The following is a 24,721-nucleotide window of genomic DNA, read 5'->3' as shown; positions in this document are numbered from 1 at the left end:
CGACACCGTGTTCGAAGCCAGGCACCTCATAACACTGGAGTTTCATCATGAAGTCGATCATCCGCGCAGCCATCGTCGCAACCGTTCTTGTCGTTCCTGTCGCTTCGTTTGCTCAAAGCCAGATCACGCGGGCTCAGGTCCGTGCGGAACTCGCCGAATTGCAGAGCGTGGGTTATCACGTGGGCGACGGCGATCAGGCTCACTATCCGGAAGCGATTCAGGCAGCCGAAGCGAAGCTCGCCGCACGCGATGGCGCGACGGCTTATGGCGGTGCGGCTAACGGCACGGCGCAATCGGGCGGTGCGCGCGTGTCGCAATCGGACTGGAACGCGATGTACTCGCGATAAGCCGTTACTTCAGGCGAAGGACTCAGTCCGCAGCATATTTGCGGTCGAGTTCGTCGAAGAGCGGCTTGTTCACGAGACGTTGACGTTCGGCGAACGGCGCGACAACTGCCGGATCTTCATCGAGCCGTCCTTGCGATTGCAATGCGCCGAGCGCGGTCTGCATGCCGCGCACGGCACTTTGCAATGCGGCATTCGCATACAGCACGAGACTGAAACCCAGGCGCGCCAGATCGGCCTGATCCGTTACGGGCGTCTTGCCGCCAATCACGATATTGATGAGTTGCGGTGCATCGAGCAGCTTCGGCAGCGATGCGATCTGCTCCGGCGTTTCGATAGCTTCGACAAAGAGAATGTCGGCGCCCGCTTCGACGAATGCACGCGCGCGCTCGATCGCCGCATCGAAGCCTTCCACCGCGCACGCATCGGTGCGCGCGATGATCTGGAAGTTATCGTCTTCGCGCGCATCGACCGCCGCGCGTATCTTCCCTGCCATTTCATTCGTCGAGATCACGGCCTTGCCCGCGAAATGGCCGCATTTCTTCGGCATCACCTGATCTTCGAGTTGAATCGCATCGGCGCCCGCGCGTTCCAGCGTGCGCACTGCATGACGCACATTGAGCGCATTGCCAAAGCCCGTGTCCGCATCGACGATGAGGGGCACGTCCACTGCATCGCGAATGCGCGACGTATGCTCCGCGATTTCCGCGAGGCCGATGAAGCCGAGGTCCGGCATGCCGAGCGACATGTTTGTCACGCCCGCACCGGTGATGTAGATCGCTTCGAAACCCAGATCGGCCGCGACGCGCGCGCTCATCGCATTGAACGCGCCGGGCAGGAGCAGGGCGCTGCGTGCGTTGACCCGTTCGCGAAAGGCAGCGCGGCGGCGTGAAGAGGAAGTGGTCATGGCTTCGGGTCCGGAAAGTGAGTTCATGTTCGGCGTCTGCAATGCTAACCCGCGATGCGCTTCGGCGCTCGCGTGGCTATCACGCGAAGCGAAACAGGGCGCGCGCCGAATCGCGCAACACGATGGTACGCAGCGATGCGTCCGGAATCCAGCGGTCGAGCGCATCGCGGGAGGCTTCGTAGTCGATCAGCCTTTGATGCTGCGTATGCGGCCAGTCGCTGCCCCACACGAGCCGCGCCGCGCCGAAGCAATCGAGCAACGCGGACGTGAGCGCTTGGCCGATCGCGACGCCGCTTTCGCCGCGGACGCTGCGATAAGCCGCCGATAGCTTGACCCACACGCGCCCGCTCCTTGCGGTCGTCAGAAGATAGCGAAAGCCCGGATCGTCGACGCCGAATGCGGGATCGGGTCGGCCGAAATGATCGACCACGATCGTGCAGCCTTGTTCAAGCAGCGGCGTAATGAGCATCGGCAAATCGATCGCATCGCGATGAATCTCGACATGCCAGCCGAGCGCATTGATGCGCCTGAACAATTCGCGCCAATGAGATTCGCGCAGATCGGGCAGAGCAAGGCCGATCAGATTCAGCCGCATGCCTACGACACCATGCGCCGCGAGATGCCGCAATTCATCATCGCTGATGGAAGAATCGATGACGGCTACGCCACGAAAGCGTTGCGGAAAGCGCCGCAGCACATCGAGGAAAAATGAATTGTCCGTACCCAGAAAACTCGGCTGCACGAGCACCGAATGCGATATGCCGTTCGCGCGCAAATGATCCGCGTAGGCATCGAGCGTCGCATCGTAATCGGGTGCATGACGGCGATGCGGCGCGAGCGGAAGGCCGCGCACGAAGACATGCGCGTGACTGTCGATGGCTTCGATTTCCGCGGGCGTCGTTGCGAGCCATTGCTCGTCGGCGAGTGTGGAGTGGAGTGTATGCATCATGGATAGATCAGACATGCGTGGGCGATCGCTCGCTCGAAGCGGCTTGAGCGGGCACGGTCGCAATGCGACGGCCTTTCGTTTCGGGCAACAGCAATGCAGCCACGACGACGAGTCCATATGCGATGCCCGCATCGATGCCGAGCGCTTGTCCAAGCGGCATCGAATTGCCCATGTGGCCGACGAGCACCGGAAACACAGCGGACACCACGCGCCCGAAGTTGTAGCAAAAGCCGACGCCCGTGCCGCGCACGCCTTGCGGATACAGCTCGTTGAAGAGCGCGCCGAGCGTCGCCGGAATGCCCGCGGAGAAGAGCCCGAGAGGGAAGCTCAGCATCAGCATTGCAACATCGCCGATAGGCAGAAACACATACACGTTGACCGTGACCGCGCAGCAGATCGCGAAGAGAATCACGTTTTTCCGGCGGCCGATCTTGTCCTGCAACCACGCGCTGACAAAGCATCCGATGATGAACGCGGTAATCACGACGGCCAGATAGCCGCCCGTGCCGAGCACCGACAAGTGACGTTCGGTTTTGAGGTAAGTCGGGAGCCATGTCGTAATGGCGTGATAACCGCCATGCGCGCCGAGTCCGATCAATCCGCCGATGATCGTCGTGCGTAATACCGACGGATGAAAGATGCCGGCGAGAATAGCGAACGTGCCTCGAGGTTGCTCATCACCTTGTTCGACAGGTTTCGATTCGCGCGGCGGCTCTACGATATTGCGGCGCATATAGACCACGAGCAACGCGGGCAACAGGCCGACCGCGAATAGCACACGCCAGGCCCAATCGGGTGAAACGTATGAGAACACGATGGTATAGAGCAATACCGCACCGGCCCAGCCGAAGCCCCATGCGCTTTGCACGATGCCCATAGCCTTGCCGCGATGTTTCGCGCGAATCGTCTCGCTGAGCAATACCGCGCCCGCTGTCCATTCGCCGCCGAAGCCCAGTCCCTGAAGCGACTTGAGCACGAGCAATTGCTCGAAGTTTTGCGCGAAGGCGCTGAGAAACGTGAAGAGCGAAAACCAGAGAACCGTCACCTGCAATGCCTTGACGCGCCCGATGCGATCGGAGAGCACGCCCGCAAGCAGTCCGCCCAATGCGCCCGCGACGAGCGTCGCGCCGCCGATCAGACCCGCTTGTCCCTTGCCGATGCCCCAGGTCACGATGAGCGTCGGGATAACGAGGCTGAATACCTGCGTATCGACGCCATCGAGCGCCCAGCCTGCGAAGCATCCCCATAGCGTGCGTTTTTCCGCCGTGGAAATCTCACGGTACCAATTCATCTTGCGTCTCCTGTGCTGGCGCCGGGCCGGCTCTTGTTCAATATGTCACTGCATTCTAGAAACGAATCGCGGCCTCGCATACTATGGATACGGTCGTTTTTCATAACATTTTGATATGCTCGCGACATGGAGACGCGCAACCTCAAATACTTCCTCGCCGTGGTCGACGCAGGCAGCGTGACACGCGCGGCCGAGGTGCTCGATATCGCGCAACCCGCGTTGAGCCAGGCCCTTTCGCGCATGGAACGCGATCTGGGCGTGAAGCTCTTCGAGCGCACGCGCCGTGGCGCGAAATTGACACCGGCAGGCGAAGCGATCGTCGAAGACATACGATTGAGCGTAGCGCGTATCGATGCTGCATCGCACCGCGCACGGGAGATCGGCGCGCAACGTGGCGGGCGGCTCACGATCGGCTTTGCATCGGCGGCGCTTTTCAGTCTTTTGCCTCGCGCAATTGCGGCGCTGCGTGAGGAAGTGCCCAATGTCGAACTCATGCTCAGGGAAATGAGCAATGCGGAGCAGGCGAGCGCGCTGGAGAAAGGCACGATCGATATCGGCTTGCTGCATACGCCCGTCGCGGTGGGCGGGCGTATGCGCGAGAAGATGATCGCAAGAGAACGCCTGCTGGCCGTGCTGCCGCTCTCGTTTGCTATCGGCGACGATGGAAAAGTCGGCCTGAAGGATCTTTCCGATGCGGGCCTCGTGTGGTTTCCCAGCGATCAGTTACCGGTTGTCCGCGCGGGCATCCTGAGTGCTTTTCGTAAGGCAGGTTGTGAAGCAAACGTCGTGCAGGACGCGAATCGCTCGCTGACCGTGCTCGCTTGCGTCGCGGCGGGATGCGGCGCATCGCTTTTGCCGCAATCGGTGACGGCGCTGCAATTCGCTGGCGTGCGCTTTTGCGATGTGCGCGACGGCGATAACCTGCCACCCTTCGAACTCAGTGCAATATGGCCGATGCGCTCGCGGCCCACACTCGCGGATCGTTTCGCGGCCTTGCTCGAAGCATGAGGAGACATGCATGAATGAAATTTCGAACGATCTGCCTTTGCCGGAGGGCATTCGCGCGCGCATGATCGACAACGGCAACGGACTTTCGATGCATGTGCTCGAAGCCGGATTCGATGCGCCTGAAAGGTCTTGCATCGTGCTCTTGCACGGCTTTCCCGAGCTCGCCTATAGCTGGCGCAAGATCATGAAACCGCTGGCGGATGCGGGCTTTTATGTCGTCGCACCCGATCAGCGAGGTTATGGACGCACGGTCGGCGGCGCTGCTCTATTCGATACCGATCTCGACGCGTTCAATTTTCCGAACCTCGTGCGCGATGTGCTCGGCCTCGTTTCGGCGCTGGGTTATCGCAGAGTTGCATCGGTCATCGGTCATGACTTCGGTTCGCCTGTGGCCGCGTGGTGTGCGTTGATTCGCCCCGATGTGTTCGCGTCCGTCGTGATGATGAGCGCGCCTTTCGCGGGGCCGCCCGCATTCGCGTTCAATACCGCGAAGGACGATGCGAGCCTCGCGCGCGTCGAAACGGCGCCATCGGTCATGGCGGAAGCAGTGGCGGGGCTCCAATCGCTCGATCCGCCGCGCAAGCATTATCAATGGTATTACTCGGGCGCGCAGGCCAACGATGATATGTGGCACGCGCCGCAAGGGCTCGCTGCGTTCTTGCGCGCGTATTACCACGTCAAGAGCGCGGACTGGCCGGGCAATCATCCTCATCCGCTTGCATCCGTCACGCCCGATCAACTCGCGATGCTGCCCACGTACTACGTGATGAATGCGGATGCGACGATGCCGCAGACCGTTGCGGAGCATATGCCCGCCGCCGATAAGATCGCGGCATGCGCGTGGCTTTCCGATCGGGATTTGAACGTGTATGAGAGCGAATACACGCGCACCGGATTTCAGGGCGGATTGAACTGGTATCGCTGCGGCACAGACCCGCACTATGCGGCCGAATTACGGCTTTGGTCGGGATGCACGATCGACGTGCCGTCATGTTTCATCGCGGGCGCGAGCGACTGGGGCTATTACCAGCGACCAGGCGATTTCGAAGCGATGCGCGTTCTGGCCTGCACGAATTTCCGCGCGACGCATCTGATCGAAGGCGCGGGGCACTGGGTGCAGCAGGAGCAGCCGAGTACCGTCGTCAGCCGCATCCTGCGGTTTCTGAGGCAGGATGCGCCCGCGATCTAGCGAGCGCACGAAGAGTTGTATCAAGAAGTGTATGAAGTTTCCTCTTGTAAGAGTTGCCGGTGCATCGGCATTCGCAGGAACTTCACCCAAAGCGCCAGTGTCCACGAGCCTCGCGGCCTTCGAAGGTCGGCATCAACCGCGAGGAGAGTATCGATGGATAAAGGACGTGTTGCCGCGCTCGACGCAGGCCGGGCGCTCGCGATCGTCGGGGTAGTCGCAGTACACCTGTCGTTTCAATTCCCCAATCTGCCCGGCGCCGTGACGCTCATCGCGCGCATGGGTCAATACGGCGTGCAGCTTTTCTTCGTGATCAGCGCGATCACGATCTTCATGACGCTCGAAATGGATCACGCGCGCTGCGCGGATGCGCGTCATGTCACGTTGCGCTTCTACATCAAACGATTCTTTCGCATAGCGCCGTTGTATTACGCGGCGATCGCGGTCTATGGCCTCATCAGCTATGGCGCGATGCGTTCGGGTATCGAGCGGGCATGGATTCTCGGCGCGCATGGCCCGATGGACGTTCTGCTCAACATGCTCTTTCTGCATGCGTTTTCGCCGACCGCGATCAATAACGTCGTGCCGGGAGGATGGTCGATCGGTGTCGAAATGCTGTTCTATTTGATCGCGCCGCTACTGTTCTTCCTCGCGATGAATCGCGCGCGTCTGTTGCTCGCTACGGCTCTGCTGCTGGCTCTCTCTTATGCAACGATGTCAATGAGCGACTGCAACGGCAGCCTCAATTGCAATGTCGCCAATAACACGTTCAGTTACTTCTGGCCGCCTGTGCAAGGGCCGTGCTTCATCATCGGCATGTGGGCGTGGTATGCATTCCGCTCGCATTTGCTCGGCGCGTCCGATGTCACGCGGCGTGTATCGTGGCTCTATTTTTCGCTCGCATTGGGATTTGCACTCGCGACCGCCGCGCTCGGCGTATGGCTCGACAAGGCGCATGCACTCGCTCCCGTATTCGCAGCGTGCAGCGCCGTCGCGTTTCTGCTGTTCGTGTGTTCGCATCACGCCCGAAGACGCCGCGATAGCGCGCGAGCGGCGCCGCGCGCCACGTTCGTCCGACGTTGCGCCGCCGCGCTCGGCCGCGAAAGTTATGGCATCTATCTCTGGCACTTCATCTGCGTCTATGCGACGTTTCATTTCTTCGATCACGCATTCGGAGAAAAGAACGGCGAGACTTCGCTCGCGCTATTCGGCGCGACGCTGATCGCGGTGCTGGTCGTTTCTTATGCGCTTTCGCGCGTGTCGGACCGTCTGATTCAAGGGCGCGCGACGCGTTTGTCGAGACGCCTGCTCGCATCGGTCGACAGACGTTTTCACCTGACGCGTGAAGCTTAGCCGCGAGGATTCGCTTGAGCCGTGAACGTCACCGCCATATCGATACGCCGGCCGCGCGTGCGATACAACACGATGCTCACCGCCAGCGTCGCCAGTTCGGTGATGGCGACGGTCATCCAGATGCCGTTCGGCCCGAGCCATTCGGTGAGAAGCCACAGCATCGCCAGCAGCAACATCCAGCTACGCAGCAGCGCGACGATCATCGACGCAAGCGGCGCCTCGATGGCAGTCAGATAGCCGCTGATCGCGACATTGATCGCGGCCGGCAGGAACGCGAGCGCGCACCACGGCAACGCGTCGCGCAGGAGCGCTTGCGCTGCCGCACTGTCGGGCACGAATAGCGCGCCCAGCGGTTGTGCGAGCGTGAGAATCGCGAAGGCGGCGGCTAGCGCGAAGCCGGCCGTGACCATGATGCCGATCGAGAATGCGCGCGACACGGCATGCGCATTGCCCGCGCCGCGCTGAAAGCTCACGATCGGCTGCATGCTTTGCACGAGCGCGACCATCGTGACTGACGCGATCATCGTCATGTATTCGACGACCGCGAACGCAACGAGACCCGTGTCGCCGAGCCAGCGCAGCACCGCGTGATTGAACGCGAAGAGCGTGACGCTCGGCGCGATCTCACCGAGAAACTCGGATACGCCGTTGTAGGCCATGCGCCACGCGTGATCGAGCCGTGCGAAGGCATGCGCGACGGGACGAACGTGCCGGGCCCTGACGAAGTGATAGGCCAGCATCGGGACGCAGGCGAGTGCCTGACTGATGCCCGACGCGAGCGCCGCGCCGCGCATGCCCCATTGCATGTGACTGACCATCCACCATGTCAACGCGACGTCGGCGACGCCGCCCGCGATCAGGCATACGAGGCCGAACCTGGCCGCGCCTTCGATGCGCAGGAAGAGTTCGAGTGCATAACATGCGGTCGGAAACAGGACGAACGGCGCATAGGCATGCAGGAAATCTTTTGCGAGGCGCGCGAGTTCACCGCGAGCGCCTGTCCATTGCACGAAGGTATCGGCATAAAAATAAATGGCGAGTGAGAACGCTACGCCGCATAAGCCGAGCAGCCAAAGCGCTTGCGTGAATGCTTCGGCGGCTTCGCGTTCGCGCCGCTCGCCGAGCAGGCGTGAGACGAGCGTCGATCCGCCGACGCCGATCATCACGCTGAATGCATAGGGCAGATAAAGCAGGGGGACGAGCAGATTCAACGCGGCAAGCGCATCGGCGCCGACATGCCGTCCGATGAAGATGCCGCTGATGACGGAGTGCATGCAGTACACCCATGCCGCGAGCACGGTAGGCACGGCGTAGTTCGAGAATTGACGAACGAGGGATACGTTTTTGTTGAGCGAAACCATGACTGACAACCCGAGATTACTCGCTAGCACGCCAATACCAGCACGCGACGCATTCGACGTGCGAGTCAAGGTTATGGCATGCGAATGAGCGCTGTATGAGCGCGCCGAAGAAGCTCGGGCGGGCTGCATATGAATGAAACGAGACTGCGTAGCGCGCGGCTGACGGCGCGAGAATACGCCAGCAGGCTATGAGAGGAAACGCGTGACGAGGCTAACGGCGCATGATGCGCGAATGCCGCTTCAGGCTTTCACGATGCATCGATTGCGATGCGGTGATTGGAGTGCCGAGCACGAACAAAGGTTCCTTCGCGCGCTTTTAAGCGAATCATGATTCACGCACGAGATCATTAAGCGCTAGCCGCCCGACGCCTCCAGAGGGCGGTCCGGTTTCACGCGCAAACCATACGCAGTCAGCATGCGATACAGCGTGACACGAGAGATACCCAGTTCATCAGCAGCTTCACCGAGACGGCCGCGATGACGCAGCAGCGCCACTTCGATAGCCTGCCGCTCGGCGGCCTCGCGTGCCTGTGCGAGCGTCATCGGCGCGGCTTCGGCATATTCGCCCAGTTCCAGATCGGCTGCGAGAATCTGCCGTCCTTCCGACATGACGATTGCGCGACGCACGCGATTGATCAATTCGCGCACATTGCCGGGCCAGCCATAGTTATGAAGCGCTGCGATCGCGCACGGTGAAAAGCCGCGCAGCCGGCGGCTCGCATCCTTTCTGAAGCGATCGAGCATGTGATTCGCGAGCAGTTCGATATCCTTGCCGCGCACGCGCAGCGGCGGCTCATCGATCTGCAACACGCACAGACGATGGTACAAGTCCGCACGGAAACGTCCTTCGATCATTGCCGACTGCATATCGACGTGCGTCGCCGAAATGATGCGCACATCGACATCCGTAGACCCTTGGCCGCCCAGACGCTCGATCTTGCGCTCCTGCAGGAAGCGCAACAGGCTCGCCTGGCTTTCGAGCGGCAAATCGCCGATTTCATCGAGAAAGAGCGTGCCGCCGTCGGCTGCTTCCACGCGTCCGATCTTGCGTTGATTCGCGCCCGTGAACGCGCCGCGCTCATAGCCGAAGAGTTCCGACTGCAGCAGATGCGCGGGTATGGCGCCGCAATTGATCGCGACGAACGGCTGATCGCGGCGCACCGAACGCTCGTGAATCGCGACCGCCGTGAGTTCCTTGCCCGTACCCGATTCGCCGGAGATGAAAACGGGCGCATCGGTCATCGCGACTTTGCGAATCGAGCGATACAACGCCTGCATCGCATCGCAGGAGCCGACCATACTGCCTTCCTTGCAATCGTCCTTGCGGGGATCGTTGCTGGCGGTGTCGTGCAGCGACACCATGCCGTACGCATGCCCGACTGCATCGACGATACGGTCCGCCGAAGAGGGCACCGTCACATAGTCGAAGCAGAAATCGCGAATCAGCCGGCAGATCTCGGGGTTATCGACATGCTCGGCGTCCACGGTCGCGACCCAGCCGATCTGATAGCTTGCGAGCATCGCGGTGAGCGTGGCCGCTTCGGCGGCGAAGCCGCGGCTCGTCAGGTCGACGATCCCCGCGGCGGCGCGCTTGCCGTGCTTGGCGGATTTGGGCGGCTTTGCCGGATCGATGCGCTCGATGGCCCAGCCGCGATCATGCAAACGCCCGGACAAATCGTCCGATACGGCCCGACCAACGAAATAGAGCGTTCTGGCTTCCCCGTACATGGCTTTTCCCGGCTTTTTTTAGGTGTAGCGGCAAGTATGCGCCCGGTTGCCGCAATGTAAAACGTCTCGCAAACGATAACCAGATTTTGATTGTTTACATTGATCGGCGGAATCGATTAAGTACGTGAGAGTAATCTTTGCATTACGTTCGTGCAGAAATTAAATGCACGCATGTGCTTTAGGGCGCTCAACCATATGCTGGGAGGCTTTCGTCCGAGGAGATATGGCGGAACAAATTACTTATTCACTTATGAATATGATTTGTCCATCATGTATCTGCATAGCTGAAAGTGGCCGGCGCTGAAATGTCAGATAATTGATACCTCATGCATTTTTGTGGCGCTGCCATTGCGAGCGTAGAGTTCGTAAACGCGTCCGTCTGATGAATACCCGTTCGAACATGGAAAATCCAGAGAATCGCACTTCAACCTATCAGCCGCGTTTGCTTCTGGTCGACGACGATCCGGCGATGATCCGCGTCATCGGCGAAATGCTTGCGGAATTTCCCAACCAGCGCTTTGCTCTCACGGGCGAGGCCGCGCTGGCCCTGGCGCGCGAGTCGACGCCGGATCTCATTCTCCTCGACGCCAATCTGCCCAACATGACGGGCTTCGATGTCTGCGAGATTCTCAAGAGCGACGCGAAGCTCGCGCGTGTGCCGGTCATTTTCATCACGAGTCACGACGCGCCCGCGCTCGAAGTCGATGCGTTTCGCATGGGCGCCGCCGATTACGTGATCAAGCCGCTCGTCGCGCCACGCTTGCGCGCGCGCGTGCGGGCGCAGCTCCGTTTGCGGCATCGCGTGATGGAGGCGCAGGCAGCGAAGCCCGCAATGACGAAACCCACAGGCGTGCGCGTGCTCAGCATCCTTTCTGACGACATGGTCGAGGCGCATCGCCATGCGCTCGAAGCCATCGGCGCACTCGATTTGGTGAAGGATTGCGAAGCCGCGCTGCGTCTCGCTCAAAGCAAGGAGCCGGATGCAATCGTGCTGGATGCGCGTTGCTGCAATAACCCTTGCGACGCCGTGCGTACGTTGCTGGCGGAACTGGCTCACGTGCCTATCGTCGTGCTGGCCGATGCACGCGATATCGAAACGGAGCAATGCACGCTCGATGCCGGCGCAGCGGATGTCATCGCGAGTCCGGCGAGGTCAGCAGTGTTGCAGGCGCGTGTGCAAGGCGCGTTGACTTCGGCGCGGCAAGCGCGGGAAGAATTGCGCGCGCAGCTCGAATCGGCGAGGGGCGCGAGCGTTCATCCGTTTCCGGTGTTCGCTCGCGATACACGCGCCGGCTAGGTTATAGCGTTTCCTCCATTTCAAACCTGCTCGAGCATATCGCGCGCGATCTCCGATGCGCGCGCGAAATCGAGCGCTCGCACGCGTGCGAGAAACTGCTCGAAGTCCTCGCGGTACGCGCCCGGCGCATGAGGCGACAGGTTCTCGGATAGCGCGATCGCCTGCAGATTCGATGCATCGAGCAATTCGATGATCGCGGCGAGCCGAGCACGCCAGTCTTCATCATCGAGCGGCGACTTGCTGGTTTCCGAGTTCACGGACGACGACGGCCGGCCGAATTGATCGACGAGCCGTGTCACGCTCGACGCAAGCAATTCCCGCATGCGCGGCAGCTTCGCGCGCGTTGCTGCGAGCACTTGCGTATCGGTTTCGAGCGTGCTTGCGAGCTTCGCGAGCGCCGCCGCGCCAACCGTGCCCGCGCTTCCCTTGATTGCATGCAGCATCGATGCGGCGCTTTGCATATCGTGTGTAACGAGCGCCGAGTCGAGCCGCGCCAGTTGCCTGTCGGTCTGTGGGCTAAAGCGGTCGATTGCATTACGGATCAAATCGACATTTCCACCGAAGCGCGCGACGATCGAATCGCGCTGCTCGATGATTGTCTCGGCATCGGCGTCCTGGGTATCGACGTGCGCGCGCAGCACCGCGACCAGCCGCTCGACATCGATCGGCTTGCCCACATGATCGTTCATGCCGGCCTGCAAACAGGCATCGCGATCCGTGCCCGACGCATTGGCCGTCATCGCGATGATCGGCAGCGCGGCGAAACGGCCATCCGCGCGAATCAGACGCGTCGCTTCGAGGCCGTCGAGATCGGGCATCTGCACGTCCATCAGCACGGCATCGAAATGGGCATTGCCTGTCACGATCCGATCGACGCCTTCGCGGCCGCCATCCGCAAGCGTCACGGACGCGCCTTCAGCCAGGAGCAGGCCTTCCGCGACCTGGCGGTTGAGTTCGTTGTCCTCGACCACGAGTAACGCAAGTCCCGCAAGGCGGGCTTTCTTCGGCAGCGGCTGCATCGTCGTTGGCATCGCCTTGCTAGCGCGAGGCAACGCGGCGCGGATCGCGGCGGCGAGCTGCTTCGGTGTCACGGGCTTCGTCAGAAAAGCGGCGAAGGGCGCAGCGCCGCCGTCCTGCGACTCCCGCAAAACCTCGCGTCCGAAAGCAGTGACCAGCAGCACGAGAGGCGGGGTCGCGCGGCCCTTCATCGCGTTGATCTGCCTTGCTGCGTTCAGGCCGTCGAGTCCCGGCATGCGCCAGTCGAGCAGGGCGATAGCGTAGGGCGCATCGCTCAGCGCAGCGTCGCCGATGCGCTTGACCGCCTCGGCCCCGCTCGTCACGACATCCGCCTGCCAGCCGAGCGAGCGCACCGTGCGCGCCATGATCTCGCCCGCGATCGCGTTGTCGTCGGCGATGAGAATGCGCGCGCCGTGTTCAGGGATCGCGACGTCGTCAAGCATGAGCGCACCGGACGTGTCCACGCCGAGCGTGATGTCGAACCAGAAGCGGCTGCCTTCTCCGACGCGGCTTTCGACTTGGAGCTGGCTACCCATCATCGCGAGGAGCCGTTTGCTGATGACGAGGCCGAGGCCGGAGCCTCCATAACGCCGCGACGTCGATGCTTCCGCCTGTGTGAAGCCCTCGAAGATGCGCCCGAGCTGTTCCTCGCTGATGCCGATGCCGCTGTCGCTCACCGCGATGCGCACGCGCACCGCGTCGCCCGCTGGCTCGTTCGCGTCTTCGCATCGATGCACGCTCACGACGATTTGCCCCTTCGACGTGAACTTGAGCGCATTGCCCGCGAGATTGATGAGCACCTGCTGAAGCCGGAAGCTGTCGCCGATCAGCACGGCCGGCAAGGACGCATCGAGATCGAACAGCACTTCGACGTCTTTCGTGCCCTGATTGCCCGACAGCACGATGCCGAGCTCCTGCATCAGCTTCTCCGGCTCGAACGGATGACTGTCGATTTCCAGCTTGCCCGCCTCGATCTTCGAGTAATCGAGGATGTCGTTGAGCAGGTTCAGCAGCGATTTCGCCGCCGTTTCGGCCTTGCTCACATAGTCCTGCTGGCGCGCGTTGAGCGTCGTCAGTTGCACGAGATGCAGCATGCCGAGCACCGCGTTCATCGGGGTGCGGATTTCGTGGCTCATGTTCGCGAGAAACGACGACTTCGCCGCGCTCGCCGCGTCCGCCTGTTCCTTCGCGTTGCGCAGATGGAATTCCAGCTCGTATTGGTCGGTGATGTCGTAATTCACGCCGGTCATCACGACAGCCGTGCCGCTCGCGTTGCGTTGCGTGCGCAGGCCGGCCTGGATGCGCCGCGTCGTGCCGTCCGGCAGGACGATGCGAAACGGCGGCAAAGTCTCGGTCTCGCCCGCCGCGACCGCGCGCAGGTCGCTCATGATCGCGTCGTGATCTTGGGGATGAACGCGCAGGCGCCAGTGCTCGAAATGCAGACCGTTGTCGAGCAGTTCCGGCGGGTATTGATAGAGCTCGAACATGCGCGCATTCCAGTGCACCTTACCGGTCGCGATATCCCAGGACCAGATGCCCAGCTCGGCGATGTCGGCGGCAAGCAGAAGCTGGTCGCGCGCCTGAGCCAGTTCGGTCCGCTCCTTTCTCTGCCGGGAAATATCCGTAATGACAGATACAAAATGCAAAACGCCATCGAGCCGCATCGCGCCAGTGGAAACGTGCGCGGGAAACGATGTGCCGTCCTTCCGCTGGCCGGCAAGCTCGCAATCGGCGGTCGCCACGCCGTTCTCGCCCTTGAATTGCATTATGTATTCGTTATACGCATCCAGATGCGGCGGCGGCACCAGCATCCGGATGTTTTGCCCGATGACCTCGTCGGCCTTGTACCCGAACACCTTTTCGCCCGCCGAGTTGAACGAGCGGACGGCGCCGCGCTCGTCCACGGTGATGATTGGGCTGATCGCGGTATCGAGCACGGTTTGCGTCGTCGCGAGGCTGCGGGCGAGTTCCTGCTCGATGCGCGTGCGCGCGGTGACCTGGCGCACGAGTCGAGCGCCGAACATCGCCAGCACGAGCGCGAGGAAGGTTGTGACCGACGCGTGCCAGAGCGTGTCGCGCCACCACGGTCCGAGGATTTCGTCTTCCGAGAGCGCCGCCGCGACGAAGAGCGGGTAGTCCTGCAATTCGCGCAGGCTGTTCAGGCGCTTGATGTGGTCCTGCGAAGAGCGCGTCGTGAACACGCCGGAGCGGCCCTGTTCCAGGTGCGAGCGAAAGAGCGCCGTATCGATCACGTTCTTGCCGACGAAACGGTCCTCGAACGGACGGCGCACCACCATCACGCCCGAATTCAGGACGAGCGCCGCAGCGCCCGACTGGCCGAGATCGAGGCTGTCGTAGAAACGCGAGAAGAAGTCGATGTCGATGGTCGCGAGCGCGACGCCTGCGAAGCTGCCGTCGGGCGCATCGATGCGACGCGATATCGGCACGACCCACTTGCCCGTCGAGCGGCTTCTGAACGGCGGCCCGATATGCGAATTCTGATCCGTACGTGTACGGTGATAGTCGAAGTATTCGCGGTCCGAGTTGTTGAAGCGCGAATCGAGTTTGGGCTGCGAGTTGACGAGCCACGCGCCCGTCTTGTCGTAGATGAAGAGGCCGTTCAGTTGCGGCAGTTGCTCGACGCGCGAGACGAGCGAGCGATGCAGCCGCGCGAGCGCCTGCGGCGAGGTGCCGTCTTCCTCAACGCGTTCCACCATGCCGATGAGCGTCGTGTCGGCTTCCTTGAAGGTGTCGTTCGCGTGCTGCGCCATCGCGCGCGCTAGGTTCGATGTCGCCGTCGTCATCTCGTCGATCTGCACGCGGCGCGCGGCGACGCTGCGCCCGATATCGGTACCGATCAGGAGCATGCAGACGATGACGATGAACACCGTCATCCTGAACGTGAGCGATTGGCGACTGAGCACGCCGTGTCTCCGAATGAGCGATTGCAGGGCGCCGGATCGGGCGCTGCCGTATCTTATCGCGCCGTCCGGGGCGTTCGTCAGACGGCCCAGCGAGGCAATGCCGCGTTTTGCGCGGCCATCAATCTGTCTACGGCGCGGCTGCGCAAAAACTTGACCCCGCACGACGGGAATATTTTCGCGGTTTTATCCGTATCGCAAGCATGGCTCCGGCTTCGGGCATGTTCGAAGTTCGCCGTCTTTCAGATCCGAAAGCGTTGGCTCGCGCCCGACACTCGTGTCGCCCGGCGTGCGGTCGAGTTCGCGCCGAGCCTTGTGGCACAAGGGATTCGCATCACTGGCACGGTGGCTGCATTACATTTCGCCACCGCCGCCTCAGCGACTCTTCGGGTTAACCCGTTTTAACGATCGCTCAGTGGCATCTCATCAAGGAACGTGCTGGTGCACGTGGAGCGAATCATGTTCGGATACCTAATCAATGTAGGAAAGGACTTCATGCTGCCGCATCTGATCTGCTGGACCGGGATCCTGCTGAACCGTGCGGAGCATGGCCGCCGCGATGCCTATCTCGGATCGTGCGCGGATATCGGTGAACTCGAGCGCCGCATGCGCGCGTGCGACAGCGACAGCGAAACCTGATCAATCACGAGGCGAGAACGAACGATGATGGCTTTGAACGACGAACACACCGGCGCGCCGGTCATCGCGCTGCATTGCTCGGGTGCGGGCGCGAGTCAATGGCGTCTCTTGGGCGACACCCTCGACGCGCTCAATACCGACGACACGCGCTATTCGCTGATCGCGCCGGAGCATTACGGCTGCGACAGCGTCGGACCGTGGAGCGGCGAGCGGGCCTTCACGCTCGCGGACGAAGCCGCGCGCACCGTCGAGATCATCGATCGATCGCGCGGCAAGGTGCATCTCGTCGGACATTCATATGGCGGCGGCGTCGCGCTGCGTGCGGCTCTCGAGCGGCCGCGCGATGTTGCGAGCATCACGCTGTACGAGCCGTCGGCGTTTCATCTCTTGAAGGGCATGGGCGCGCACGGCGCGGCGGCATTCGCGGAGATTCTCGCGATTGCGGCGCGCACGGCCGAGGGCGTCGTCGCGGGCGATCTGCGTGGCGCGGCGCGTTCGTTCGTCGACTATTGGGGCGGGCATGGCGCGTGGACCGCGCTGCGGCCGTCCGTGCAGGCGATGCTCACGCGCTGGGTGCCGAAAGCGCCGCTCGATTTTCGCGCGCTGATACACGAGCCCACGCCGGCGAGCGCGTATGCGAAGCTGCGCATTCCAACGCTCGTGATGCGCGGCGAACATGCGCCCGCGCCAACGCGGCTGATTGCGGAGTCTTTGCCCGATCTGATGCCGGCGGCGAAGCTGATCATCGTGCCCGAAGCGGGGCACATGGGGCCGATTACGCATGCGCAGGCGGTGAATGACGCGATCGCACAGCATATCGCCACGTGCGATGCGCGGCCCGTCAGTTAGCCCGTCGGTTAGCCCAATAGCCCGTCGCGCGACGGCTCGCTTTTGCCCTGACGCTGAATGAGCCGCGCGCGAAACCAGAACGTCCACGCGAGCAATCCGCCGTAAATCGCATAACTCACGACGGGCGACACGACGAGATAGCGCTCGACGGGCCACGTCCACGCGAACCAGAAGCGCAGCACGGTTTCGACCGACAGGCCGACGCCCCACACCAGCGTCATGAGCCGCAACGATGCGCGCAGCGACGCGCTTTCGCTCCAGTACGCCTCGAAACGCTCGGCGCCGTTTGCCTGCTCGCGCGTGACGGTGGCGCGGGCAAGATAGAAGATGAGCGGACGCTGGAAGAAAAGCGAAATCAGGAAAACGATGCCCGTCGCGCCCGCCGCGAGCGATTCGCGTACGAGCAGGATGCGCGGGCTGCCGCCCATCGCGAGCATCACGATCGACAGCGCGATGCCGAACAGCACGAGCGCGGAAAGCGCATCGACGCGACGCGAACGCGCAAATTCGGCAATGCTCCACACGAGCGGCGGCGCCGCCGATGCGTAGAGTGCGCCGACATCGCCCCAATACGGCAGTGCAAGCCGATACGCCAGCCACGGAAGCAGCAGATTGGCGGCAAGTTCGAGCACGAGACCGGGCTTGATTTTTTTCATGGACTCACGAGTGTGCACTTAAATGCGGAACCGTGAGCCAAGTATAAAAGATCAAATGTGCGCGAATGTACGCATGCGCGCGTGCCGAATCGGCAAGGGAAAACGAGAAAGCGGAGCCGTCTGCCCGATCCGGCAGACGGCATCGCATCGCTTACTTCTTCTGGCCCGCACCCGCGGCGGTGGCGCTGGGATTCACGCCATTCGCGGCGTTTGCAGCGTTAGGGTTATAGGTGGAATTCGCGTTGTAATTCGGGTTGGTCGTGGCGGCGTTCGGCGTGTTGGTGGTCGCCGCGGGCGGCTTGAGTGGCTTGGGCTGGAGCGTCTGGTTGATGACGCCCATCTGACCCATCTTCTTCGCGGCCTGACTGTCCGCGCTGGCTGCCGTGGCGAAGCACATACCGGCAGCGCCGGCGATCAACGCAATTTGCAGGGCGCGACGTTGCGCGCGATTGCGGCTCTTCTTCATGACGGCCTCCCTTGGGCATCACGCTCGCCGCGCGGATGCACGGCGGCACTCTCATTGTGTGCAAGGACGGTGCCCGGAAGTAGGAGGGTTTTGCCTAGGTGCATTTCATGTGCTCTGCGACGTTACGGCACAGCCGCGCTTGATAAACGTCTAACAAATGGATTCGCCCGGTCGATATTATGTACTTCGAAGTATTCACGACGAACGCACCGGAGGATCACCGCATGTTTCCCGAGTATCGCGATCTCATCTCGCGTCTGAAAACCGAGGACGCCCATTTCTCGCGGCTGTTCGAGCGCCACAATGAACTCGATCATCAGATCGCCAACATGGGGACGGGCGTTGCGCCTGCGAATTCGTTCACCATCGAATCGCTGAAGAAGGAAAAGCTGTTGTTGAAGGACAAGCTGTATGCGGTCTTGAGAAAGGCGCACGAAGCCGCGTGAAGCAGGGAAGACAATGAAGAGGAAGGCATGAAGTTGATATCGCCAGAAAAGGCTGCTGAATCGAATAATGGCGACATCGCGGCACGCGCGGTTCCGGTCTGCATCGAACGGGAAGAAGCAGGCCACGCGGTCGAAGCGGCGCATGAGCTGCTGACGAGTAGCGTCGGCGACATTCTCAAAGGCTTCGACCCGCACGACCACGAACAAGCGGATTCGCTGGTCGATACCGTGAGAACCCTGATCGGCGGAATGTCGCCGGATGAAGTCGCCATGCTGCGCACTCATCTTTTCGATGGCGACGCCGTGCTTCGAACGGGCAGCGGATCGGCCGACCCGGACGACGAGCTCTCGCCGTCGTGGCGCGAAGGCAGTTATCCGTATCGGAATCTGATGTCGCGGCGCGCGTACGAGAAGCAGAAGTACCGGCTTCAGGTCGAGCTGCTGAAGTTGCAGGCCTGGGTGCGGGACACCGGCCAGCGTCTCGTGATCGTCTTCGAAGGGCGCGATGCGGCAGGCAAAGGCGGCACCATCAAACGCTTTATGGAGCATCTCAATCCGCGCGGCGCGCGCGTGGTCGCATTGGAAAAGCCGTCCGAGCGCGAGCGGGGGCAATGGTACTTTCAGCGCTACGTCGGCCACTTGCCGACGGCGGGCGAGATCGTCCTGTTCGACCGCTCGTGGTACAACCGCGCGGGCGTCGAGCGCGTGATGGGCTTCTGCACGCCGCGCGAATACGACGAATTCATGCAGCAGGTGCCCGCGTTCGAGCGGCATCTGTCGCAGGGCGGCACGCACGTCATCAAGCTATGGTTCTCGGTGAGCCGCGCCGAGCAGCGCCGCCGCTTCAGGGAGCGCGAGATTCATCCGCTGAAGCAGTGGAAGCTGAGCCCGGTCGATCTCGCGTCGCTCGACAAGTGGGACGCCTATACCGAAGCCAAGGAAGCGATGTTCGCGCACACCGATACCGCCGATACTCCCTGGACCGTCGTGCGCTCCGATTGCAAGAAGCGCGCGCGGCTCAACGCGATGCGCTACGTGCTGCACAGGCTGCCGTATGCGAATCGCGATCTCAAGGCGATCGGCGCGGTCGATCCGTTCATCGTCGGGCGGCCGTTCTAGCTCGCGTTCGCGCCGTCCATCAGCGTCTCGGCGAGCAGGCGCGCGTGTGGCGTGAGCGCGTCGAAGTCGCGGGCGCACAGATGCAGGCGGCGCGTCGCCCACGGCTCCGAGAGCGGCACGATGGCGAGCTCCGGCCGCTCCAGCATGCGCGCCGACGCCTCCGACAAAATCACCAGCCCGATGCCCGCCTCGACCAGCATGCCGACGTTGTCGATGCTGCGCATACGGATGCGATAGCTGATCTGCTTGCCGAGCCGTGAAGCGCGCTCGGCCAGATGCAATTCGAGCGCGGCATCCGATAACCCCACGAAGGCCTCGCCGACGATCTCCGCGAACGCCACCGCGCGTTCCCCCGCGATGCGATGCGCGCGGTTCGCCACGACCACCAGTTGATCCTGCGCGAGCAGATGCGTCTGTAGCTGTCCGAGGTCCGCGGTGTCCGACACGACGCCCAGATCGGCGCGGCTTTCCGCAACCGCCAGCACGATATCGACGCTCGGGCGCTCGTCGAGATCGATCGAAAGATCCGGATGCACGGCGAGAAAATGCGAGAGCCTCGGCGGCAGGAAGGCGGCCAGCGCGGCCGTGTTCGACATCATCCGGATTCGGCCCTTGAGGCCCGTCGCGAACGAGCGCAGTTCGCCGCGCATCTGCTCGACCTGACCGAGTATCGCGCGCGCGTGGCGTACGAAGGCATCGCCGGCGGCGGTCGCCTGCACGCCGCGCCGGTTGCGTTCGAGCAGCGGCGCGCCGAGCGCGGCCTCCATCCCAGCGATGCGCTCGCTCGCCGAGGCCAGCGCGAGATGCATCGCCTGCGCGCCCGCCGTGATGCTGCCGCGCTCGACCACGGTCAGGAAAAGCCGCATGTCGGTCAGATCGAAACGCATGCTCCATCCTTCGGTTTAGCCGAAGCCTCGCATTGGAAATGCCAGATTGTAAGGGCCGCGCGGCCTCGTTAGCATCTGTCGCATGGAACCCTTTATTCTCGTCATCGGCGCCGGTTTTCTCGCGGGCGCGATGAACGCACTCGCAGGCGGCGGCTCGTTCGTGAGCCTGCCAGCGATGATCGCCGCCGGCTTGCCACCGGTTCAGGCGAACGCTTCGAGCACCGTCGCGCTCTTTCCCGGCGGCGTGGTGAGCGCGTGGGCGTATCGCGACGGGCTCGGTCCCGTCGGCTCGGTGTCGATTCGCAAGATGCTCGTGACGACGCTCATCGGCGGCTTCGTCGGCGCGGCGCTCCTGCTGTCCACATCGTCGAAAACGTTTTCCTTCGTGCTGCCGTGGCTCCTGCTGTGCGCGAGTTTCACGCTCGCGTTCGGCCGCAAGCTCGGCGAGGTGTTGCGGCGGCGCTGGCATATCGGCGTGGCGGCGGTGCTGTCGATCCAGTTCCTGCTCGGCGTGTACGGCGGGTACTTCGGCGGCGCGGTCGGCATCATGATGATGGCCGTCTGGGGCCTGCTCGATTCGCGCGACCTGAAAAGCCTGAACGCGCCGCGCACGCTGCTCGTGAGCGCGGCCAACTCGGTCGCGGTGCTGACCTTCGCGGCGGCGCAGGCCGTGCGCTGGCCGGAAACGATCGCGATGCTGCTCGCGGCGATCGCGGGCGGCTACGGCGGCGCGCAAATCGGCCGGCGCGCGCCGCCGCACTGGATTCGCGCGGGCACGCTGGTCGTCAGCGCCGGCATCACGATCGCATTTTTCGTCAAGACCTACGGGCCGATGCTGTCGCATCGATGATGCGCGTGAATCGCGCGAGGGACCATCATGATTCCCGCGTTGCTCGAAACCATCGGTGCGCTTTCGCTGCTCGTGAGCGTCGCGGCGAAGATCGCGTTGCTGCGCGGGATATGCGACGAAGCCGGGCCCGCCGCGCCGGAAGCCGTGTCGGCCGGGCATGTCCGGGCCGCGTGCGCCAGTCGCCAGGAGCGGCACGAAGCGCGTCGCGAACGCCGCGCGCGCGTGCCGCTCAATGCGCGTTGCGTGCGAGCGGGGGCAGGCCGAGCGGCCCTCTCGCGGCCTCGTAGGCACGGATGAAGCGCGGATCGTCGTCGAGTTCGCGCGCCATCCACTTCGAGAGGTCCGCACCACAACCGGGATCGGCGATGTCGCGAAAGCACGGCGAATTCGCGGGCATCATGCTCGCGGCCCAATAAAAGCCGAAGAGCGCCTGCTTTTCGGCGGGTTCCATGGCGATTGCCTGCGGATCGGTTCCGGAGAACCAGTGATCGAGCCGGGACGCGAGAGACGCTTCCGTTTCGTGGCTGTCGTAGGAGAACACGTAACCGCCGCCCGCCTGTGCCGTGTGGAAGTCGTTCATCACGACTTCCGTGACGAAGCGCGCCGCCTTCTGGTTAGCCGCGAACGATTGCGCGTGCGCATCGCAAGTCAGGATCCACATGGAGACGAGCAATGCCTTTGTTTTATGCCGAACGAAGGTACGGCATTTTTTCCGATTGCTTGTCGAGTTCACGCAGGTGAGTGGAAATAAATTCGCGTCTTCGCGAATGGGTATGGCCTGAATAAGATGACGATTCTACTGATCTATTTATATCTCGCTTGTCCGATCGAACCCGTCGAAGACAAGCTTATTCGCGCACCAATGCAAAACGGCCCGGATGGGCCGTTTTGTGCCTTAAGGCGACAGCGCCGAACTTACAGCGGCTGGATCGTCGAAGCTTGCTTGCCCTTCGGGCCTTGCTTGACTTCGAAGCTCACCTTCTGGTTCTCCTGGAGCGACTTGAAACCCTTGGACTGGATTTCGGAGAAATGTGCAAACAGGTCCTCACCGCCGTCGTCCGGCGTGATGAAACCAAAACCCTTCGCATCGTTGAACCACTTGACAGTACCTGTTGCCATTTTTTCCGAACCCTATTGAGACGATTAAACGTTGAAGTTGCGCTTCGAATTTCGAGCGACACAGAGTTTTACCATGCCAGAATGCGGAGTTCAAATAAGCGTTTCTGCTAAGAGACACAACATAAGCGCGTCATACTTCACGCGGCCAGCGCCGGTTTTGCGGAAATCTTTTTGATCGGACATTATCCGTCCGCCCGGTCGATTATTCTCGACATTTCGGTCAGGCACATGACCAAAGGCACACTCATATGGCTCATACGCTTTCCAATGCGGCGCAACGCGTTACAGCCGTTTCCGCCCGGCTCGACGCCCCCGAGATCGCCGAGGCGCGCCGCCAGCTTGCCGCCTGTTTTCGGCTCGCGGCGCTGCACGGCTTCGAAGAGGGTGTCTGCAATCACTTTTCCGCGATGGTGCCGGGCCACGACGATCTGTTCTTCGTGAACCCCTATGGTTATGCGTTCAGCGAGATCACCGCGTCGCGTCTGCTGATCTGCGACTTCGACGGCAATGTCATCGACGGCGAAGGCGAGCCCGAGGCGACTGCATTCTTTATTCACGCGCGCGTGCACAAGCTGATGCCGCGCGTGAAGGCCGCTTTTCATACGCATATGCCGAACGCGACCGCGCTATGCCTGCTCGACGGGCCGCCGCTATTGTGGCTCGGGCAGACGTCGCTCAAGTTCTACGGCCGCACGGCTGTCGACGAGCACTACAACGGTCTTGCGCTCGACGATGCCGAGGGCGATCGCATCGCCGGTGCGATGGGCGACGCCGATATCCTCTTCCTCAAGAATCACGGCGTGATGGTTGCGGGTGCGACGATCGCCGAGGCGTGGGACGATCTCTACTATCTGGAACGCGCGGCGGAAGTGCAATTACGGGCGATGAGCGCGAACCGTCCGCTCAGGCCGGTGCCGCACGACATCGCGCAACGCACGTATGAGCAGATGCGCGCGGGCGATGCCGAGAGCGCGCGGGCGCATCTCGCAAGCGGCATGCGGCAGTTGCGCGCGCGCAATATCGATTTCGAGTCGTGATTACTTTCGCGTGCCGAAGCGCCTGAACCATCCGCGCTTGCCCATATCCGTCTGTTGAAGGAACACGGCGATAACAATGATCAATCCCTTCAGCACGAGCTGCGTATTGCTGTCGATATCGTTGAGCAGCAGGATATTGCTCAGAAAGCCGAAGATCAGCACGCCGGCGACCGTGCCCGACACGCGCCCGACGCCGCCAGAAAGGCTCGTGCCGCCGATCACCACGGCGGCGATCGCATCGAGCTCCCAGCCCATGCCGGCGTCCGCCTTGCCCTGGCGATACTGCGCCGCGTAAAGCACGCCGACGAGCGCGGACAAGAGCCCCGAGATCGCATACGCCGCCATCTTGTGACGCGCGACATCGAGCCCCGACACGACCGCGCATTTCTCGTTTCCGCCGATCGCATACAGATACTTGCCGAACACCGTGCGATTCATCACGAAGCCGACGACCACGGCGATCGCGAGAAAGAAGAGAGCGGGCACGGGCACCACGTTGAAGAGCAGCGCGCGCAGTGCTTCGATATCGGAGGTCGCATTGGTGCCGCTATAGATCGAGTAGACGGCCGTGTCCTGGCCCGCGATCAGGCGTGCGGCGCCGAGCACGCCGACCATCGCGGCGAGCGTCACGATGAAGGGCTGCATGCGCCCGCGCGTGATGATCCAGCCGTTGAGCGCGCCGAGCGTGAAGCCCGCGAGCGGCACGATCCACATCACGGCGAGCAGGGGCATGCGATGCCCGCCGTGCAGAGCGATATACGCGCACGCCGACGCCGCGACGAGCAACGCAACGCCCGCCTGTATGGCAACGGATGAACGGTCCGCGACGCGCACCGTCTGCGTATCGCGGGCGCGCATGATGCCGCGCACGACGCCGAGCGCGGCGAACACGATCGCGAACATGGCGATCGCATCGAGCACGAGCGATGCGTACGTCGCGCGATTCCAGCCATCGGTCGTGAGCAGCATGGCGGTAAGCACGCTGCCGAGACCCATGATCGCGCCGACCGAGAGATCGATGCCCGCCGTGATGATCACGAGCGTCATGCCGATGGAAATCACGCCGACGTTCGCCACCTGGCGGAACACGTCGGAGATATTCGCGCTCGACAGAAAGATATTGCCGCCATCGGCCGCGTGCGGCGATGTCAGCGCGCCGACCACGAGCAGCACGATGAGCCCCAGGTAATACTTCAGATACGTGAGGAACGTGCTCAGGTGTCGCTGGCGGGCGTTGGCCGCGGGCTCGGCGAGTTGGTCCTGCGCGTGCAGCATGGTGTGAGTCTCCGGT

At 62.4% G+C, this 24,721-nt stretch carries 23 protein-coding genes; 11 read left to right on the top strand and 12 right to left on the bottom strand.

Annotation, left to right across the window (positions count from 1 at the left end):
• Window positions 1-47 precede the first annotated feature (47 nt).
• Complete coding sequence (locus ACEN42_RS27790) at window positions 48-347, top strand: DUF4148 domain-containing protein (protein WP_035499708.1); 300 nt, start codon at window positions 48-50, stop codon at window positions 345-347.
• Between the two features lie 22 nt (window positions 348-369).
• Here the strand turns inward: ACEN42_RS27790 and ACEN42_RS27785 are convergent, their stop codons facing one another.
• The 3 genes from ACEN42_RS27785 to ACEN42_RS27775 all read right to left on the bottom strand — a co-directional run bounded on the left by ACEN42_RS27785 (window position 370) and on the right by ACEN42_RS27775 (window position 3,491).
• The gene (locus tag ACEN42_RS27785; protein ID WP_371883745.1) at window positions 370-1,251 is read right to left on the bottom strand and encodes an oxaloacetate decarboxylase; all 882 of its coding nucleotides are present in this window, start codon (window positions 1,249-1,251) and stop codon (window positions 370-372) included.
• 79 nt (window positions 1,252-1,330) lie between these two features.
• Window positions 1,331-2,200 (bottom strand): amidohydrolase, encoded by an 870-nt coding sequence (locus ACEN42_RS27780; RefSeq protein WP_371883744.1) that lies wholly within the window; start codon window positions 2,198-2,200, stop codon window positions 1,331-1,333.
• 7 nt (window positions 2,201-2,207) lie between these two features.
• Window positions 2,208-3,491, bottom strand: coding sequence for an MFS transporter (locus tag ACEN42_RS27775; RefSeq protein ID WP_371883743.1), 1,284 nt, complete (start codon window positions 3,489-3,491; stop codon window positions 2,208-2,210).
• 126 nt (window positions 3,492-3,617) lie between these two features.
• On the opposite strand from ACEN42_RS27775, the gene ACEN42_RS27770 reads away from it, so the two are divergent.
• The 3 genes from ACEN42_RS27770 to ACEN42_RS27760 all read left to right on the top strand — a co-directional run bounded on the left by ACEN42_RS27770 (window position 3,618) and on the right by ACEN42_RS27760 (window position 7,038).
• A complete protein-coding gene (locus tag ACEN42_RS27770; RefSeq protein WP_371883742.1) occupies window positions 3,618-4,499 on the top strand; it encodes a LysR family transcriptional regulator in 882 nt (293 codons plus the stop codon).
• Window positions 4,500-4,509: 10 nt separating this feature from the next.
• Window positions 4,510-5,688, top strand: coding sequence for an alpha/beta fold hydrolase (locus tag ACEN42_RS27765; RefSeq protein ID WP_371883741.1), 1,179 nt, complete (start codon window positions 4,510-4,512; stop codon window positions 5,686-5,688).
• Window positions 5,689-5,841: 153 nt separating this feature from the next.
• Window positions 5,842-7,038 (top strand): acyltransferase family protein, encoded by a 1,197-nt coding sequence (locus ACEN42_RS27760; RefSeq protein WP_371883740.1) that lies wholly within the window; start codon window positions 5,842-5,844, stop codon window positions 7,036-7,038.
• Here ACEN42_RS27760 and ACEN42_RS27755 read toward each other — a convergent pair.
• Both ACEN42_RS27755 and ACEN42_RS27750 read right to left on the bottom strand, forming a co-directional pair.
• Window positions 7,035-8,345, bottom strand: coding sequence for an MATE family efflux transporter (locus ACEN42_RS27755; protein WP_371883739.1), 1,311 nt, complete (start codon window positions 8,343-8,345; stop codon window positions 7,035-7,037). The genes ACEN42_RS27760 and ACEN42_RS27755 overlap by 4 nt on opposite strands.
• A 408-nt stretch (window positions 8,346-8,753) precedes the next feature.
• A complete protein-coding gene (locus ACEN42_RS27750) occupies window positions 8,754-10,127 on the bottom strand; it encodes a sigma-54 dependent transcriptional regulator (protein WP_187604185.1) in 1,374 nt (457 codons plus the stop codon).
• Window positions 10,128-10,509: 382 nt separating this feature from the next.
• On the opposite strand from ACEN42_RS27750, the gene ACEN42_RS27745 reads away from it, so the two are divergent.
• Window positions 10,510-11,424 carry a response regulator gene (locus ACEN42_RS27745; RefSeq protein ID WP_371883738.1) on the top strand — a complete coding sequence of 305 codons (915 nt, stop codon included), beginning with the start codon at window positions 10,510-10,512 and terminating at the stop codon, window positions 11,422-11,424.
• Between the two features lie 20 nt (window positions 11,425-11,444).
• Here ACEN42_RS27745 and ACEN42_RS27740 read toward each other — a convergent pair whose 3' ends face one another.
• Window positions 11,445-15,335, bottom strand: coding sequence for a response regulator (locus ACEN42_RS27740; RefSeq protein WP_371883973.1), 3,891 nt, complete (start codon window positions 15,333-15,335; stop codon window positions 11,445-11,447).
• Window positions 15,336-15,821: 486 nt separating this feature from the next.
• Between ACEN42_RS27740 and ACEN42_RS27735 the strand changes: the two genes are divergently transcribed.
• Together ACEN42_RS27735 and ACEN42_RS27730 are read left to right on the top strand one after the other, a co-directional pair.
• Entirely contained in the window at window positions 15,822-16,001 is a 180-nt protein-coding gene (locus tag ACEN42_RS27735) for a DUF3563 family protein (protein ID WP_238211352.1), read from the top strand.
• A 24-nt stretch (window positions 16,002-16,025) separates the two neighbouring features.
• A complete protein-coding gene (locus tag ACEN42_RS27730) occupies window positions 16,026-16,850 on the top strand; it encodes an alpha/beta fold hydrolase (RefSeq protein ID WP_371883737.1) in 825 nt (274 codons plus the stop codon).
• An 8-nt stretch (window positions 16,851-16,858) separates the two neighbouring features.
• Here the strand turns inward: ACEN42_RS27730 and ACEN42_RS27725 are convergent, their stop codons facing one another.
• Together ACEN42_RS27725 and ACEN42_RS27720 are read right to left on the bottom strand one after the other, a co-directional pair.
• Window positions 16,859-17,506: a VC0807 family protein gene (locus tag ACEN42_RS27725; RefSeq protein ID WP_250485383.1), complete on the bottom strand. Its 648-nt coding sequence runs from the start codon at window positions 17,504-17,506 to the stop codon at window positions 16,859-16,861.
• 151 nt (window positions 17,507-17,657) lie between these two features.
• Window positions 17,658-17,972, bottom strand: a complete 315-nt coding sequence (locus ACEN42_RS27720; RefSeq protein WP_187604187.1) for a hypothetical protein — start codon at window positions 17,970-17,972, stop codon at window positions 17,658-17,660.
• 224 nt (window positions 17,973-18,196) lie between these two features.
• On the opposite strand from ACEN42_RS27720, the gene ACEN42_RS27715 reads away from it, so the two are divergent.
• Window positions 18,197-18,418 (top strand): YdcH family protein, encoded by a 222-nt coding sequence (locus tag ACEN42_RS27715; RefSeq protein ID WP_371883972.1) that lies wholly within the window; start codon window positions 18,197-18,199, stop codon window positions 18,416-18,418.
• Window positions 18,419-18,445: 27 nt separating this feature from the next.
• Window positions 18,446-19,537: a polyphosphate kinase 2 gene (gene ppk2, locus ACEN42_RS27710; RefSeq protein WP_371883736.1), complete on the top strand. Its 1,092-nt coding sequence runs from the start codon at window positions 18,446-18,448 to the stop codon at window positions 19,535-19,537.
• On the opposite strand, the gene ACEN42_RS27705 is transcribed toward ppk2, so the two are convergent.
• Window positions 19,534-20,424 carry a LysR family transcriptional regulator gene (locus tag ACEN42_RS27705; RefSeq protein WP_187604189.1) on the bottom strand — a complete coding sequence of 297 codons (891 nt, stop codon included), beginning with the start codon at window positions 20,422-20,424 and terminating at the stop codon, window positions 19,534-19,536. The genes ppk2 and ACEN42_RS27705 overlap by 4 nt on opposite strands.
• Before the next feature lie 82 nt (window positions 20,425-20,506).
• Between ACEN42_RS27705 and ACEN42_RS27700 the strand changes: the two genes are divergently transcribed.
• Entirely contained in the window at window positions 20,507-21,274 is a 768-nt protein-coding gene (locus tag ACEN42_RS27700) for a sulfite exporter TauE/SafE family protein (RefSeq protein ID WP_238288939.1), read from the top strand.
• A 229-nt stretch (window positions 21,275-21,503) separates the two neighbouring features.
• On the opposite strand, the gene ACEN42_RS27695 is transcribed toward ACEN42_RS27700, so the two are convergent.
• Together ACEN42_RS27695 and ACEN42_RS27690 are read right to left on the bottom strand one after the other, a co-directional pair.
• Window positions 21,504-21,935: a hypothetical protein gene (locus tag ACEN42_RS27695; protein ID WP_238211355.1), complete on the bottom strand. Its 432-nt coding sequence runs from the start codon at window positions 21,933-21,935 to the stop codon at window positions 21,504-21,506.
• A 254-nt stretch (window positions 21,936-22,189) separates the two neighbouring features.
• Window positions 22,190-22,393: a cold-shock protein gene (locus tag ACEN42_RS27690; RefSeq protein WP_008347993.1), complete on the bottom strand. Its 204-nt coding sequence runs from the start codon at window positions 22,391-22,393 to the stop codon at window positions 22,190-22,192.
• 248 nt (window positions 22,394-22,641) lie between these two features.
• Between ACEN42_RS27690 and ACEN42_RS27685 the strand changes: the two genes are divergently transcribed.
• A complete protein-coding gene (locus ACEN42_RS27685; RefSeq protein WP_371883735.1) occupies window positions 22,642-23,430 on the top strand; it encodes an aldolase in 789 nt (262 codons plus the stop codon).
• Here ACEN42_RS27685 and ACEN42_RS27680 read toward each other — a convergent pair whose 3' ends face one another.
• Window positions 23,431-24,705, bottom strand: coding sequence for an ABC transporter permease (locus ACEN42_RS27680; RefSeq protein WP_371883734.1), 1,275 nt, complete (start codon window positions 24,703-24,705; stop codon window positions 23,431-23,433).
• Window positions 24,706-24,721: the final 16 nt, after the last annotated feature.

Origin of the sequence: Caballeronia sp. S22, from assembly GCF_964261745.1 — a bacterium.
Classification (GTDB): domain Bacteria; phylum Pseudomonadota; class Gammaproteobacteria; order Burkholderiales; family Burkholderiaceae; genus Caballeronia; species Caballeronia jiangsuensis.
Note: the sequence above shows the minus strand (reverse complement) of the source record. Positions and strands in the feature narration are given on the sequence as shown.